This window comes from Nocardia nova, assembly GCF_002933465.1.
Taxonomy (GTDB): domain Bacteria; phylum Actinomycetota; class Actinomycetes; order Mycobacteriales; family Mycobacteriaceae; genus Nocardia; species Nocardia nova_B.
This window is the reverse complement of sequence record NZ_PSZE01000024.1, coordinates 16071-30989: the sequence shown is the minus strand read 5'-3', so window position 1 is coordinate 30989 and position 14919 is coordinate 16071. Positions and strand designations below refer to the sequence as shown.

Here is a 14919-nt window from a genome sequence, read left to right as displayed (position 1 = left end):
CACTGCCCGTGCGTCACCGCCGGCCCACCGGGCTGAGCTGGGCTTTTATTTCGTCTGGGGAGCCCGTCGAGAACTGGGGATCGCGGCGGCGACACGCGGTGGAACCGGGCAGAGATGTCGGTGCCTGCTGTTACGGTTGCGCCGGGGAGAGCACATTCGCCAGCGGCGTCAGCGGGTACGGACCTTGGCGACCGCGGCCGTGAAGACCTGGTCCAGACCGGTCGTATCCGGCGCGTCGGCACCGAAAGTCATTGCCGTGGTTTCGATTCGGATATCACCCACCTGCGCGAACAATGTGCGCAGTGCCGGGTCGGCGGAGCTGCCGGGCGGCGAGCCGGTCACCGTCCGGCCGAAGGCCACGGTGTCGTCGGCATCGACCGGCGGAGGCGGCAGGAGCCGCGTGGTGATCGTGCGATCGATCGCTGCGTGCCGGGCGTGCACCGTGGCGCAGCGCGAAAGCTGGTCGCCCAGACGGGACAACGGCTCGTTCGTGCGGCTGAGCACGACGGTGATCGTGGCTCGCGTCCGATCGTCGGTGCCGACCACCACGGCGATCCGGCCGGGATCGAGCGGATCGGGTGCGCAGTCCGGCGGATCGATCCGTGCCCCCGGCGGGATCGCGCTGAGGTCCGCGGCCGCCGCCGCGGCGCGATCACCAGAGGCGACGACGGTCGTATATCCCGCCGGGAATCGGTCCTGGCCTGGCAGCATCGCCGTCAGATCACCGTCGACATGCCGGGTGACCGCACTCTGGTGCATCGCGGTCGGATGCCCGGACACCGTGGAACCGCACGCGGACAGCAGACAACTCAATGCCGCGTACCCGACGGTGCGGCCGAACCCGCGGCGCCTCCGCGAGGCCGACGGATCCGGGACGCTCACTCCCCCACTATGGCCGATACCGCCGCCCCCGCGGATCTGCCACGCCGACCCGCGGGAATACCGGCCGCCGATCCGGAGTTGTGTTCTCCGGTAGGGCAAGAGCGTGGCCTACCTCCGCCGGGTACGCTCCGCGACCGCTACTCTGCGGGGGTTACATCCCCCGGTGGACCGGCGGTTTCCGCCGGATGTCACCGCCCGCACGCCGACCGGTACGCGACCCCCGCGCGCGTACCCTGGACGGTGGCGAGGTGGCGAGATCCGGCACCGGGCCACCACTGAAAACGACTGAGGCGGACAGGGCTTGACCAGGGAGTTTGGCAAATGAGCAGTATGTACGAGCTGGAGTTCCCCGCTCCGCAGCTGTCCTCGGCCGACGGCGAGGGTCCGGTGCTGGTGCACGGCCTGGAAGGCTTCACCGACGCGGGTCACGCGGTACGGCTGGCAACGACCCATCTGCGCGAAAGCCTCGAATCCGAGCTGGTCGCCTCGTTCGATGTCGACGAATTGCTCGACTATCGCTCGCGGCGGCCGTTGATGACGTTCAAGACCGACCACTTCTCGGACTACGCCGATCCGGAACTGAACCTGTGGGCGCTGCGCGATACCGCCGGCACCCCGTTCCTGCTGCTGTCGGGCATCGAACCCGACCTGCGCTGGGAAAAGTTCGTGACGGCGGTGCGCCTGCTGGCCGAACAGCTCGGCGTGCGTCGCAGCATCGGCCTGAGCGCCATCCCGATGGCGATTCCGCACACCCGGCCGCTGGGTGTCACCGCCCACGCCAGCGACCGCGATCTGATCGGTGAACATCAGCGCTGGCCCGGAGAACTGCAGGTTCCCGGCAGCGCATCGTCGCTGCTGGAGTACCGCATGGGACAGCACGGCCACGAATCCGTCGGATTCTCGGTGCACGTCCCGCACTATCTGGCGCAGACCGCGTATCCGGAAGCCGCGCAGACACTGCTGGAGAATGTCGCCGACAACGCCGGGCTAAAGCTTCCGCTGGCGGCGCTCGGCGAGGCCGCGGCCCGCGTGCGTGAACAGGTCAACGAGCACATCGCCGGAAATGCCGAGGTGGAGACGGTGGTACAGGCGCTCGAACGTCAGTACGACAGCTTCGTCACCGCACAGGAGCGCCGCTCCAGCCTGCTCGCCGGCGAGGCCGACCTGCCGACCGGTGAGGAACTGGGCGCGGAGTTCGAGCGCTTTCTCGCCGAGCAGACCGAATTCGGCGACGGCGACGACTCCCGGGACTGACCCGCACCACATCGCCCGGCGCGCACGGTTCACCGCCGTGCCGCCGGGCGATGCGGTACCCGCGACGGTTCGTCGGTAACGTGGACGCACGTGCAGCTGTCCGAACTGGTTCCCGACCGTGCCGTGCCCGACGTGGATGCCGACTGGCTGTACGAAACCTTCGCCGAATGGAGCTCTGCCCAGGGTTTGACGCTGTATCCGGCGCAGGAAGAGGCCCTGCTCGAGCTGATGACCGGGGCGAACGTCATCCTCGCGACCCCCACGGGCTCCGGAAAATCGATGGTCGCGGTCGGCGCCCACTTCGCCGCACTGAACCGCGGTGAGCGCAGCTACTACACCGCGCCGATCAAGGCACTGGTCAGTGAGAAGTTCTTCGCGCTCTGCGAGGTGTTCGGCGCCGACAAGGTCGGCATGGTCACCGGCGACGCCGCGGTGAATCCGACGGCCCCCATCATCTGCGCGACCGCCGAGATCCTCGCCAATCTCGCGCTGCGGGAAGGCGCGGACGCCGATATCGGCCAGGTGGTGATGGACGAATTCCATTTCTACGCCGATCCCGATCGCGGCTGGGCCTGGCAGGTGCCACTGCTGGAATTACCGCGCGCCCAATTCCTGCTGATGTCGGCCACTTTGGGTGAGGTGGACCATTTCGCCCGGGATCTGGAACGCCGCACCGGCCGCTCCACCGCCGTCGTCACCGGCTCCGAGCGCCCGGTGCCGCTGCTGTTCTCCTATGTCCGCACTCCCATCACGGAGACCCTGGAAGAGCTGGTGACCACCAGCCAGGCCCCGGTCTACGTCGTGCACTTCACCCAGGCCGCCGCACTCGAGCGCGCCCAGGCGCTGACGAGTGTGAATTTCGCGTCCAAGGCGGAAAAGGACGCGATCGCCCAGGCGCTGGGCGGTTTCCGGTTCGCGACCGGATTCGGCAAGACACTGTCGCGGCTGATCCGCCATGGCATCGGCGTCCACCACGCCGGGATGCTGCCGAAATATCGGCGACTGGTGGAACGCCTGGCCCAGGACGGGTTGCTGAAGGTCGTCTGCGGCACCGACACCCTCGGCGTGGGCATCAACGTGCCGATCCGCACGGTGCTGCTCACCGGATTGACGAAATTCGACGGGGTGCGCACGCGGCGATTGAAGGCACGCGAATTCCATCAGATCGCGGGCCGGGCCGGGCGCGCCGGGTACGACACGGTCGGCACGGTGGTGGTGCAGGCACCCGAGCACGAGGTGGAGAACGCCAGACTGGTCGCCAAGGCCGGCGACGACCCGAAGAAGCTGCGCAAAATCCAGCGGCGTAAACCGCCGGAGGGTTTCGTGTCCTGGTCGCAGGACACCTTCGACCGGCTCGTCGCCGCGCAGCCGGAACCGATGGTGTCGCGCTTCCGGGTCACCAATTCGATGCTGCTCAATGTCATCGCCCGGCCCGGCAACTGTTTCGACGCGATGCGCCATCTGCTCGAGGACAATCACGAGCCACGTCCCGCGCAGCGCAAACACATCCTGAAGGCGATCCGGCTCTACCGCGCGCTGCGCGATGCGGGCGTGGTCCAGCAACTCGACGAACCCGACGCCACCGGCCGCCGGGCGCGGCTCACCGTCGATCTGCAGCGCGACTTCGCGCTCGACCAGCCGCTGTCACCGTTCGCGCTGGCAGCGCTGGAGCTGCTTGACAACTCCGCTCCCAGCTACACACTGGATGTGGTGTCGATCATCGAATCCACACTGGAGGATCCGCGCCAATTGCTGCTCGCCCAGCAGCACCGGGCGCGGGGTGCGGCGATCGCCGAGATGAAGGCCGACGGCATCGAGTACGACGAACGCATGGAGCTGATCGAGGAGATCACCTGGCCGAAACCGCTGACCGAGCTGATCGAACCGGCCTTCGAAACCTATCGCGCCGGCCATCCGTGGGTCTCGGAATTCAGCCCCTCCCCCAAGTCCGTGGTGCGCGAAATGATCGAGCGCTCATTGACTTTCGCCGAACTGGTCTCCCAGTACGAGCTGGCACGGTCGGAGGGCCTGGTGCTGCGCTACCTCGCCGACGCCTATCGCGCGCTGCGCCGGACCGTACCCGAATCGGCGCGTACCGAGGAACTCGAGGACATCACCGAGTGGCTGGGTGAGCTTGTCCGCCAAGTCGATTCGAGCCTGCTCGACGAATGGGAACAACTCACCAATCCGGGCGCCGAGACCGACGACGACCAACTCGCCTTCGGCGCCGACACCGTGCGGCCGATCACCGCGAACGAACGCGCGTTCCGGGTCATGGTGCGCAACAGCATGTTTCGCCGGGTCGAGCTGGCCGCCCGGCGACGTTGGGACGAACTCGCCGAATTCGACGACGGTCCGGACTGGGCGAACGATCTGGCCGCGTACTTCGACGAATACGGCGCGATCGGCACCGGCCCGGACGCCCGCGGCCCGGCGTTGTTCGCCGTCGAGACCGAACCGGGCTTCTGGCGGGTGCGCCAGGTGCTCGACGACCCGGCCGGTGATCACGGCTGGGCGCTGGAGGCCGTGGTGGATCTGGCCGAATCCGATGCCGCCGGCGAGGTGGTCTTCGACGCGATGACGGTGCGTGCGGGATGAGCGCGATCGTTCTCGACCTCCGTCGCGATCCGGCCACGGCGCTGGTACGCCGTCGAAAACCCGGTGCCGACGCGCTGATCTGATCCGGCCACCGCCCCCGGTGCGGGCCGCGGTCAGCCGAGCGTGATCAAGCTGACCCTCGTTCCGGTTCGTTTCTCGTGCCCCCGCGCTGATACTCTCTCGCTCGCTGCCTGCAGCGGGAGGCTGCCCAGAAGAAAGAGAGTTCCCTTAGATTGATCGGTACAAACGCGCCCGAGTCGCCCTGTCTCGTCATCGACCTCGATCGGGTGCGCGGCAACTTCCACGCTTTCCGTGCGGCCTTTCCGTCAGCACGAATTCGCTTCGCTGTCAAAGCATCTCCGATGCCGGAGATCATCCGGCTGCTCGATTCCGAGGGCGCCGAATTCGACGTCGCCAGCATCGGTGAGATCGAGATGTGTGTGGCGCTGGGTGTCGACCCGGCAGTGCTCTGCTACGGCAATCCGATCAAGAAGGCCGCCCACATCGCCACCGCCTACGCCGCGGGCGTGCGCCGGTTCGCCTTCGACACCGAGGACGACCTGGAGCGGATCGCCGAACTCGCGCCGGGCTCGGAGGTGGAGTGCCGGTTCCTCGCCGCCGCGCCGCAGTCGCAGACCCCGTTCGGCACCAAGTTCGGCTGCGCGCCCGGTGAGGCGGTGCGGCTGCTGGTGCGCGCTCGCGACTTGGGCCTGCGGGTGGCGGGCCCCTACTTCCACGTGGGCTCCCAGCAGCTGGATCCGGTGGCGTGGCAGATCGGCATCGAGCAGGCCGCGGCCATCACGGAAGCGCTGGCGGTCAAGGACATCTCGGTGGCGTCGGTGAATATCGGTGGGGGCCTGCCGATTTCGTACGCCGACCCGGCGCCGGCGTTGTCCGAGCTGAGTGTCGTGATCGCCGAGTCGGCGACGCGGCACCTTCCCGAGCACACCGACCTGGTGGTGGAACCCGGCCGCGCCCTGGTGGGCAATGCCGGCGTGATCCACGCCGAGGTCGTGAACGTGCGCATCGCGCCGGACGGGCGGCGCTGGGTGTATCTCGACATCGGCCGCTACAACGGTATGGCCGAGACCGAGAACGAGTACATCGCCTACCGGATCGAAACCGACCGCGACGGCGACCTCGCCGACGAGGCGGTGATCGCGGGCCCGACCTGCGACGGAGACGATGTACTGTATCAACGCACGCGAGTCCTTCTGCCGACCACGCTGCGAGCCGGTGATCCCGTTCGGATCCTCGATACCGGCGCTTATACGGCGAGCTATTCGTCGGTGTCCTTCAACGGTTTTCCGCCTTTGACTGTGCATGTCATCGGCGCTGAGCGAGAGTGAGTTTGCCCATGACGGCAGAATTCACCGGCTGGCACGTGCTGGCCGAGTTCGGTGGTGTCGACGTAGCCCTCTGCGACGATCTCGAACGACTCGAAACAGCGCTTCGACAATCGTTGCTCGCCGCGGGAGTGACGATCTGCGAGGTGGTGCACAAGAAGTTCGAGCCCCACGGCGTGACGGTGCTGGCGCTGCTGTCGGAATCACACGCGTCGATCCATACCTATCCGGAATCCGGCGACATCTTCGTCGACGTGTTCACATGCGGCAGCATCGGCGCCGGCGCCACCAAGGCGGTCGAGTTGCTCCAGGATGCGCTGAAGCCGGAATCGGTGCACATGGAGGTCGTGCAGCGCGGACATCACGCGCGCCGGGTGCACGAACCGGTCGGCGAGGGACTGACCCGCGTCTGGGATCTGTCGGAGGTGATCGTGGATGCGCGAACTCCGTTCCAGCACATGGTGATCGCGCGCACGGCGCAGGGCGTGTCGCTGTTCTCCGACGACGATCGGCAGTCCACCGAGTTCTCCCAGCTGACCTATCACGAGGCGATGCTGGTCCCGGCCTACGCGCTGGCGGCCAAGCTCGACAACGTGCTCATCATCGGTTCCGGCGAAGGCGTGGCCAGCCAGATGTCGGTGGCGGCGGGCGCGACCCGGGTCGACCACGTCGATATCGACCGGATGGAGGTCGAACTGTGCGCCCGGCACCTGCCCTACGGATACACTCCCGCCGATCTGGAGGCCGCGGTGCGCGGTGACGGCGCGATCCGGATGCACTACGCCGACGGCTGGGACTTCCTGGCCGAGGCCGAGTCCGCCGGTGTGCGCTACGACGTGATCGTCATCGACCTCCCCGACGAGCGGGTCGAGGACGCCCAGCACAACCGCCTCTACGAGGAGGAGTTCCTCACCCGATGTCGGGCGCTGCTGGCCGAGGGCGGCGTTCTGGCCGCTCAGGCCGGTTGCCCGACGATGTGGCGCAACGAGACGCTGAAGCGTTCCTGGCAGCGGTTCACCGATCTGTTCGCCACCGTGGTGCCCTACGGCAGCGACGAGCACGAGTGGACGTTCCTGTTCGGTGTCGCCGAGCGCATCGACGACCCGGTCGCGGCGATGTGCGAGAAGCTGCCGAAGTTGCCCTACCGCGCGGAGACGGTCGACGAACGCGCGCTGGTGCGCGGCGCCATCGAGCCGTACGCACTGCGGGAGATCGCCGCTCGAGCCTGATACGGCCGGCGGTCGCGTGGCCGTGCGGCCGCGGCGCCGCACGCGGAACGGCTGGCATAGCAATCGAATACGAGAAGGACCGCCCGGCACAACCGTCCCGGGCGGTCCTTCTCGTATCGCGCTCTGTGGCCGTCCACCGACGCTCAGGCGCGCTCCTGCCGCCACTGGGCCGTGCGCTCGACATAGCGGTCGAGGTGGTGGGAGACGAACACTTCGGGCAGCCAGTCGTTGCCCGTGACCGCCGACGACCAGACGAAGGTCCGCACGGGTTGCTCATATCCGATCAGCTCGATCGGGCGCAGATCGTATTCCGGATCCTCGAAGGCTTCGATGATTCGCCAGTCGGCCGCGGTCAGCCCGCGCAGGACCAGCCCGCCCGCCATTCGCCCCGGCTCGGCCACCAGCCCCGGATAGAGCCGCTGCGGCAGGGCCGCGACCCGCCAGCCCCGCGCGACCGCGACGTCCATCTCGGGCGTGCGGCCCAGCAGCACCTCGAGCACGGGACCGAATTGCAGGGTGCCGTAGGCGAACAGGTCCGGACCGGGATCGTCGGGACGCGCGCGGCGTTGCGGTGCGGGCTTCTTCGCCGCGGTCACCGGATCACCCGTCCGGCATGTGCGGCGCCGCCCTCCGCGCGCCTATCCGTCGTTACGTCGAACCATCCGTTCCTACTCGCACACCCGTATCGCATCCCTCCACTGTGCCGAATGGCCCGGCGGCGAATCACACCGGGTAAACATGACCTAAATCACAGCTTGCGTCGCCGCTGGTCACAGATTGCCGAGAAGTCGCCACACCAGGAAAACCCTGCTTCCACAGCATGCCCGCGGTAGCTCTCGCGGCGCTATCCGACAGGCCGCACCGAATTTCCGGTGACCCGGGCGAACAGATCAGGGTCGTGGGAGTTGACGATGGTGATCGCATCGCCCTGCGCGCGGCCCAGTTCCACCAGTCGCCGCCGGTTCTCCAGATAGGCCCCGCGCACGATCGAGCCCAATTCGAACGTCCACCAGAACAGCGGTGTCTTCGGCCCGGCCGGGTCGATCTCGCTCGCGACATAGAACGCGTCACCGGCGTGCAGCAGCCAGCCCGACCCCGTGTCGACGGCGACCCCGACGTGGCCGCGCGTGTGGCCGGGCAGCGGGACGACCAGGATTTCCGGCGGCACTCCCGGCAGATCGCGCACCGCGCGGAAACCGAACCACTCGTCGGTGCCGTCAAGTTCGTTGACCATCCAGCGCGGGCCGTGCGACCACTGCGCCGCGCGGTAGCGCAGTCGCTCCAACAGCGTCCGCCCCGCGGTCGCCGCGCGGAATTCGGGCCCGTGCACGTGAATCGTGGCTTCGGGGAAATCCGCCAGTCCGGCAGCGTGGTCGAGATCGAGATGGGTAAGGATGATGTGGCGCACATCCGCGGGGTCGTAGCCCAGCGCCTGGATCTGCCGGATGGCGGTGTGGTGCTCGGCGGGCCGGATGCCCAGCAGAAAGCGGCCGGGGCCGACGAAGTGGCCGGGATCGCGCACACAGTCGAGCCCGAATCCGGTATCCACCAGCACCAACCCGGTCCTGGTCTCGATGAGCAGGCAGTGGTCCACCATGCCCATGGCCATGGTGCCGCAGTTGAGGTGATGAATCCGCACGCGACGAGCGTTCCAGACGCCCACCGGGCGGTCAATTGGGATGGGAGACCATGGAATTTCTCATATCGGGCGTTGTGCCCGAATGATTTCCGCCAGCTGCTCGTAGTCCTCCACGCGTGCGGTCGAACCTCGGAAAACCAGGCCGATGGTGCGCCCCGGCGCCGGCGCGGTGAAACGGGCGATATCCAATGTGCCACGCGAGGTTTCGACCGCCACGGCCATCTCGGGAATCAGCGTCACCCCGAGACCTCCGCCCACACACTGCACCACCGTCGTCAGCGAGGCCGCGCGGGTATCACCGACCGGTCCCGGGCGCACGTCCTGCGACCGGCACAGATCCAGCGTCTGGTCACGCAGGCAGTGCCCCTCGTCGAGCAACAGCAGCGGCAACTCGTCCAGGGCCGCGGGCGTGATGTCGGTCCGCCCGGCCAGTTCGTGTCCGAGGGGCGTGACCAGGACGAATTCCTCGGTGTAGAGCGGAATTTCGACCATGCCGGTAGCCTCGGACGGCAGTGCCATCATCGCGACATCGAGTACGCCGCCGCGCAATCCGTCGAGCAGCCGGGCGGTCTGATCCTCGATGACATGCGGCACCAGCGCGGGCAGCCGGCGGCGCAGTTCCGGCAGCAACGCGGGCAGCACATAGGGCGCGACGGTGGGGATGATGCCCATGCGCAGGGCGCCGCCGAGGCTGTCGCCGGCCGCGGTGGCGACGAAGCGATCGGCAGCCTCGAGCGTCGCCATCGCTTGCGGCAGCAGCCTTTTCCCCGCGCCGGTGACCAGCACCCGGCGGGTGCTGCGCTCGATCAGCTGCAGACCCAGTCCGTTTTCCAGTGATGCCAGCGCCTGCGATAATGTGGGTTGGCTCACATTCAGATGGGCCGCGGCGGCCCCGAAGTGGCGATATTCCGCAATCGCCACGAACGCACGCAGCTGTGACAGGGTGGGCTGATAAGTCTGATCAGTCACGCCTATCAGTATAGTGCAACTGATCACCTTTACCTTTTACTGAGTTTTGGGCATGATCGACAACGAAATGCTTCGACGGTGTCCCGCACGAGGGCGACCCGTCACCCGTGTCCCACTACGACGAAGGAGACAACATGGCTCTGCTGACCATCGGCGACCAGTTCCCCGCCTACAACCTGACGGCGGTCATCGGCGGCGATCTGTCGAAGGTGAACGCGCAGCAGCCCGACGACTACTTCACCCAGGTCTCGAGTGACGACTACGCCGGCAAGTGGCGCATCGTCTTCTTCTGGCCGAAGGACTTCACCTTCGTGTGCCCCACCGAAATCGCCGCCTTCGGCAAGCTGAACGACGAGTTCGCTGATCGCGACGCCCAGGTCCTGGGTGTATCGGTGGACAACGAATTCGTGCACTTCCAGTGGCGTGCCCAGCACGAGGATCTCAAGACCCTCCCCTTCCCGATGCTGAGCGACCTCAAGCGTGAGCTCGTCACCGCGACCGGCGTGCTGAACGCCGACGGTGTCGCCGACCGCGCCACCTTCATCGTCGACCCGAACAACGAGGTCCAATTCGTCTCGGTCACCGCCGGTTCGGTCGGCCGCAATGTCGACGAGGTGCTGCGTGTGCTGGACGCGTTGCAGTCCGACGAGCTGTGCGCCTGCAACTGGAAGAAGGGCGACCCGACCATCGATGCCGGTGAACTGCTGTCCGCGAGCGTCTGATCACCGAAAAGGAAGTTCCTGCCCGTGTCTGTGGAAAACCTGAAGAATTCGCTTCCCGAATACGCCAAGGACCTCAAGCTCAATCTGTCGTCTATCGCACGGTCGACCGTGCTGAACGAACAGCAGCTGTGGGGCACCCTGCTCGCCGCGGCGGCCGCCACCCGGTCGGCAACCACGCTGCGCGAGATCGGCGAGGAGGCCGCCGACACTCTGTCCGCGGAGGCCTACAACGCGGCACTGGGCGCCGCCTCGATCATGGGTATGAACAACGTGTTCTACCGGGGCCGCGCGTTCCTGGACGGTCGTTACGACGATCTGCGCGCGGGGCTGCGCATGCAGATCATCGGCAATCCGGGCGTCGAGAAGGCCGATTTCGAGCTGTGGTCGTTCGCGGTGTCGTCGATCAACGGCTGCCAGCACTGCCTGGAGGCCCACGAGCACACTCTGCGTGAGGCCGGTGTCTCGCGCGAGGTGATCTTCGAGGCGCTGCGCGTCGCCGCGATCGTGGCCGGCGTCGGCCAGGCCGTGCAGGCCAGCGAGACGCTGGCCGCCGCGGCGGTCTGAGGCACAGTCGACACGCATTCCATCGGATGCCCCGTCCCGTCCATCGGGGCGGGGCATCGCGGATGTTGCTGCGGGTACGCTGGGACAGCATGAGTCAATGGGAAAGCGACGGCACACAGGTCGAGGTGGTTCGGGTCTTCACCGACGTCACAGGCCGGCTCGGTAACCCCCTGGGCATCGTGCGCGCGGGGGCGGTGGCCGCGGTCGATCATCAGTTGCTGGCGGCCCGAGTCGGCCACAGTGAGACGGTAGTTCTCGACGATCCGGTGGCCGGCCGCGCCCGCATGCGCATCTACACCCCCGCACGCGAGCTGCCGTTCGCGGGACATCCGACCGTCGGCGCGGCATGGTGGCTGGCCGATCAGGGGAATCCCGTGAAGATCATCGACGTGCCCGCCGGTCCCGTCGAAATCCAGATGCTCGACGACGGCCTGGTCTGGATTCGCGCGCGCGCCGAGTGGGCGCCCGAATTCACATTCGACGAATTCTCCGATGCCGCCTTCCTCGGCACGGTCGATCCGCGCCACTTCACCGACGGCCAGCACTACGTGTGGGCCTGGACGAACGAGACGCGCGGCGCCGTGCACGCGCGAATGTTCGCTCCCGCTTTGGGAATCGCCGAGGACGAGGCGACGGGCGCGGCCGCGATCGCACTCACCGCGAAATTGCGCCGCAGCCTGATCGTCACCCAGGGCGCGGGTTCACAGCTGTTCACCGAATGGGATTCCGACGGCTGGGTGCGCCTGGGCGGACGCGTCGTGGCCGATCACCCCGTAGTCCTCTGATCAGGCGACGGCGGCGATCAACATATAGGCGGTCCCGAGGTCCATCACGACGTGCGGAATGGCGCCGAGCGCACCCGGAGTGCCGGATGGATGCGAAATACTGTGCCGCAGTGCGGTTCTCGTACGCGGGAACATCAACAGTAGCCCGTCGAGCGCGAACAGTGCGGCCACGATCGAGACAGGTACGACCGGCGGGCCATCCGCACCGCCCATATCCGGATGCGCCATACCGTGGTGATGTCCGGCCATCACCCACAGCATCGCTGCGGCCGCGACCAGGTGGTAGACCACCGCCGGGAGGCGGAAATCGGCACCATCGCCGCCGGATGCTATGCGCCAGTGTGTGATTCGCACGAGCGACAGGCCTGCGTACACGACGATCATGGCGATGAGCACCGCGCGGATCGCATCGGGCGCGGCAGCCACCGGGAACAGCAACATCGCGAGCATGACCAGGCACATCACAAGATGGGCCGCATCGGATTCGTGCGCGTCGACCTCGGCCGGCCAGGTCCCCGGCCGCTGTCGGCTCGCTTGTCCCGGCGTCACCGGCACCGCCACGTGCCGTACCAGAACGATGCCCGCCGCGGCGACGAACGCCACGACGACGCCCCAGCGCAACACCTCGTGCTCGGTCACGAAAGACCCCACACCCCACCACCTTCCGCCGCGGCGCGTTCGCCTTCGCACCCATGCTCGCACGGCGCGGCGGCGGGCGCCGCCCATCCGGCGGCCCGGAGGCACCGAAGAGGCAGCCGACGGGCAGACCGTGTGCTCAGCCCAGCGCGCGACCGATCGCCGCCGCGAGTTCGGCGATCTGCTCGCCGGTCATGACGAACGCCGGTGAGATCTGCAATGCGCCCTGTCCAGCGGACCGGGTGGAAACACCTTCGGCGCGTAGCGCTTTCACCATCGCCGGTCCCTCGGACGGATCGGCGAGCTGTACCCCGGCCACCGCGCCCAGTCCACTGCGAACCTGCGCCACGCGTGGATGTCCGGCCAGCGGCGTGAGGTGTTCGTGCAGTAGCGATTCGATGTTCTTGCTGGCGTCGAGCAGATGCTCGCGTTCGATGATGTCGAGATTGGCCATCGCCGCGGCGGCCGATCCGGCGTGGCCGCCGTAGGTGTAGCCGTGCCGGAACCACACTCCGCCCCCGAAGAACGGCTCGGCCACCCGCGGTGCCACGAAGACCGCACCCATCGGCAGATAGCCGGACGTCAGGCCCTTCGCGGTGGTCATCAGGTCCGGTTCGAGTCCGAAACGAGTGGAGGCGAACCACGATCCGCCGATCCGCCCGAAGCCGGTGACGACCTCGTCGGCGACGAACAGGATGTCGTTGTCACGGCAGAGGCGGCGGACCTCGGTGAGATAGCCCTCCGGTGGCAGGTACACCCCGCCCGCCCCGATGATCGGCTCACAGAAGAACGCCGCGATGCGATCGGCGCCCACCTCGTCGATCAGCGCCCGCAGCGCCTGCGCCCGATCGAATTCCACCGTGCGGGTATCGGCCATCAGCTCGCCGTAACCCTCGTGATTGACCTCGATGCCGGCCAGCGCCGTTCCGGCGACGTGCATTCCGTGATAGGCCAGCCGACGGCCGACCAGCAGCGTCTTGTCCGGATGGCCCTGCTCACGCCAGAACCGGCGGGCGAGTTTGGCGGCCGTGTCGACCGAATCGGATCCACCGGAGGTGAACATGATCTTGCTGCCGGGCACCGGCGCGAGCTCCGACAACCGCTCGGCCAGCCGCTGCGTCACCGGCGCGGTCAGATCGCCGAAGTTCGAATAGTGTGCGAGCGTCGACAATTGCGCCGCGACCGCGTCGGCGATCTCGCGGCGGCCGTGACCGACGTTGGTGAACCACAGCCCCGCCGTCGCATCGAGATACCGCCGCCCGGCCTCGTCCCAGATGTAGGCGCCCTCACCGCGGGCGACCACGAAGGCGCCGTCGCGCTCCACCGCGCCCATATCCGCGAATCCGTGCCACAGCGCACCCATGCTCGGCTCCTCTCCCCGTCGTCCGGGGCGATGGGCATACCCGATCGCCCGCGCCGCCAGACTACCCGTGTGGCGCCTGGAGAGGTGGGGGCGTCCGACCCGCGCAATCGAGCGGCAACCGCGCGGTCAGACCGCAACAGGGGCGTCGCGACGGTGGTGCAACGACCCCAGCCACGCCACCGCGATCGCCAGCAGCGTGATCACCGCGGCCAGCATCACCATCCCGATCCGCAGCGAGGGGTACCCCTGCACTCGCGGGTCCAGAAACGGATACGGATACCAGTCCACGATCTCACCGCGGATCACGCTGTAGCCGCAGTAGACGATCGGGTAGATCAGCCACCCGCCGACAAGCGCCGCCGAGACCCGCAGCCGCGCCGCGCACCACCTGCCAGCGCCGCGCCGGATCCAGCAGACCGCCGATCAGCAGAACCAGCACACCGGCGATATTGGATTCGATGGTGAAGTAGCTGACGTAGTTGCCGATCGAGAATCCGGGCGATTGCCCCGCGCGGAGCGGAATCCACAGCAGCGCAACAATTCCCAGCACGCCGAACGCGATCCGCAGGATCCGGATCCACACCGGCGTTCCCGCGCGGGCGATCATCGTACGATCCTCGCATACCGGTCGGCCCGCCAGGCGATTTCAGCCTCGGTGCCCCCGGCCGCAGCATCCTGCCGTCGGCGTAATCCGCGGGACGGAAAGTCTTTCGGTCTAAGCGGAGCCGACCGGCGACGTACGCTGCCTCGTCGCGGGCTCCGCTGCCACCGGCCGGCGCAGCGTATTCGACGCGGTCGTCGCGACCGCGCGCACCCCGTCGCGGACCAGAGCGGCGATGCCCAGCAGCACCGACACCACGCGCAGTCCACGGACCCACATCGGCGTTCCGGAAACAGCAGTCATGACCCGATGGTGACATATCCGGCCCCCG

At 67.7% G+C, this 14919-nt stretch carries 16 protein-coding genes; 7 read left to right on the top strand and 9 right to left on the bottom strand.

Annotated elements, in window-relative coordinates:
* Positions 1 to 168: 168 nt before the first annotated feature.
* Complete coding sequence (locus tag C5E41_RS24365; protein WP_104378087.1) at positions 169 to 882, bottom strand: DUF5642 family protein; 714 nt, start codon at positions 880 to 882, stop codon at positions 169 to 171.
* A 321-nt stretch (positions 883 to 1203) separates the two neighbouring features.
* Between C5E41_RS24365 and C5E41_RS24360 the strand changes: the two genes are divergently transcribed.
* The 4 genes from C5E41_RS24360 (at position 1204) to speD (ending at position 7309) form a co-directional block, all read left to right on the top strand.
* The gene (locus C5E41_RS24360) at positions 1204 to 2136 is read left to right on the top strand and encodes a proteasome assembly chaperone family protein (RefSeq protein ID WP_104378086.1); all 933 of its coding nucleotides are present in this window, start codon (positions 1204 to 1206) and stop codon (positions 2134 to 2136) included.
* A gap of 90 nt (positions 2137 to 2226) precedes the next feature.
* Positions 2227 to 4734 (top strand): DEAD/DEAH box helicase, encoded by a 2508-nt coding sequence (locus C5E41_RS24355; protein ID WP_104378085.1) that lies wholly within the window; start codon positions 2227 to 2229, stop codon positions 4732 to 4734.
* A gap of 236 nt (positions 4735 to 4970) precedes the next feature.
* On the top strand, positions 4971 to 6083 hold the full coding sequence (locus tag C5E41_RS24350; RefSeq protein WP_104378138.1) for a type III PLP-dependent enzyme: 1113 nt from the start codon (positions 4971 to 4973) through the stop codon (positions 6081 to 6083).
* Between the two features lie 8 nt (positions 6084 to 6091).
* Positions 6092 to 7309, top strand: coding sequence for an adenosylmethionine decarboxylase (gene speD, locus C5E41_RS24345; RefSeq protein WP_104378084.1), 1218 nt, complete (start codon positions 6092 to 6094; stop codon positions 7307 to 7309).
* 143 nt (positions 7310 to 7452) lie between these two features.
* Here the strand turns inward: speD and C5E41_RS24340 are convergent, their stop codons facing one another.
* From C5E41_RS24340 to C5E41_RS24330, 3 genes are all read right to left on the bottom strand, one after another.
* Positions 7453 to 7905: a gamma-glutamylcyclotransferase family protein gene (locus C5E41_RS24340; protein WP_146097668.1), complete on the bottom strand. Its 453-nt coding sequence runs from the start codon at positions 7903 to 7905 to the stop codon at positions 7453 to 7455.
* A 248-nt stretch (positions 7906 to 8153) separates the two neighbouring features.
* Positions 8154 to 8948 carry an MBL fold metallo-hydrolase gene (locus tag C5E41_RS24335; RefSeq protein ID WP_104378083.1) on the bottom strand — a complete coding sequence of 265 codons (795 nt, stop codon included), beginning with the start codon at positions 8946 to 8948 and terminating at the stop codon, positions 8154 to 8156.
* Between the two features lie 60 nt (positions 8949 to 9008).
* Entirely contained in the window at positions 9009 to 9917 is a 909-nt protein-coding gene (locus tag C5E41_RS24330) for a hydrogen peroxide-inducible genes activator (protein ID WP_104378082.1), read from the bottom strand.
* 134 nt (positions 9918 to 10051) lie between these two features.
* On the opposite strand from C5E41_RS24330, the gene C5E41_RS24325 reads away from it, so the two are divergent.
* The 3 genes from C5E41_RS24325 (at position 10052) to C5E41_RS24315 (ending at position 11988) form a co-directional block, all read left to right on the top strand.
* Positions 10052 to 10639 carry a peroxiredoxin gene (locus C5E41_RS24325; RefSeq protein WP_062962408.1) on the top strand — a complete coding sequence of 196 codons (588 nt, stop codon included), beginning with the start codon at positions 10052 to 10054 and terminating at the stop codon, positions 10637 to 10639.
* A gap of 24 nt (positions 10640 to 10663) precedes the next feature.
* The gene (locus C5E41_RS24320; protein ID WP_104378081.1) at positions 10664 to 11203 is read left to right on the top strand and encodes a carboxymuconolactone decarboxylase family protein; all 540 of its coding nucleotides are present in this window, start codon (positions 10664 to 10666) and stop codon (positions 11201 to 11203) included.
* Positions 11204 to 11292: 89 nt separating this feature from the next.
* Positions 11293 to 11988 (top strand): PhzF family phenazine biosynthesis protein, encoded by a 696-nt coding sequence (locus tag C5E41_RS24315; RefSeq protein ID WP_104378136.1) that lies wholly within the window; start codon positions 11293 to 11295, stop codon positions 11986 to 11988.
* On the opposite strand, the gene C5E41_RS24310 is transcribed toward C5E41_RS24315, so the two are convergent.
* From C5E41_RS24310 to C5E41_RS33435, 5 genes are all read right to left on the bottom strand, one after another.
* Positions 11989 to 12639 carry a DUF5134 domain-containing protein gene (locus tag C5E41_RS24310; protein WP_181063402.1) on the bottom strand — a complete coding sequence of 217 codons (651 nt, stop codon included), beginning with the start codon at positions 12637 to 12639 and terminating at the stop codon, positions 11989 to 11991.
* Positions 12640 to 12763: 124 nt separating this feature from the next.
* A complete protein-coding gene (locus C5E41_RS24305) occupies positions 12764 to 13987 on the bottom strand; it encodes an aminotransferase family protein (RefSeq protein ID WP_104378079.1) in 1224 nt (407 codons plus the stop codon).
* A 126-nt stretch (positions 13988 to 14113) separates the two neighbouring features.
* Positions 14114 to 14314, bottom strand: coding sequence for a Pr6Pr family membrane protein (locus tag C5E41_RS35335; RefSeq protein ID WP_258081228.1), 201 nt, complete (start codon positions 14312 to 14314; stop codon positions 14114 to 14116).
* Complete coding sequence (locus C5E41_RS24300) at positions 14280 to 14594, bottom strand: hypothetical protein (RefSeq protein ID WP_258081222.1); 315 nt, start codon at positions 14592 to 14594, stop codon at positions 14280 to 14282. Before C5E41_RS24300 ends, C5E41_RS35335 begins: the two co-directional genes overlap by 35 nt.
* A 108-nt stretch (positions 14595 to 14702) precedes the next feature.
* Positions 14703 to 14891: a hypothetical protein gene (locus C5E41_RS33435; protein ID WP_146097667.1), complete on the bottom strand. Its 189-nt coding sequence runs from the start codon at positions 14889 to 14891 to the stop codon at positions 14703 to 14705.
* Between the last annotated feature and the right edge of the window lie 28 nt (positions 14892 to 14919).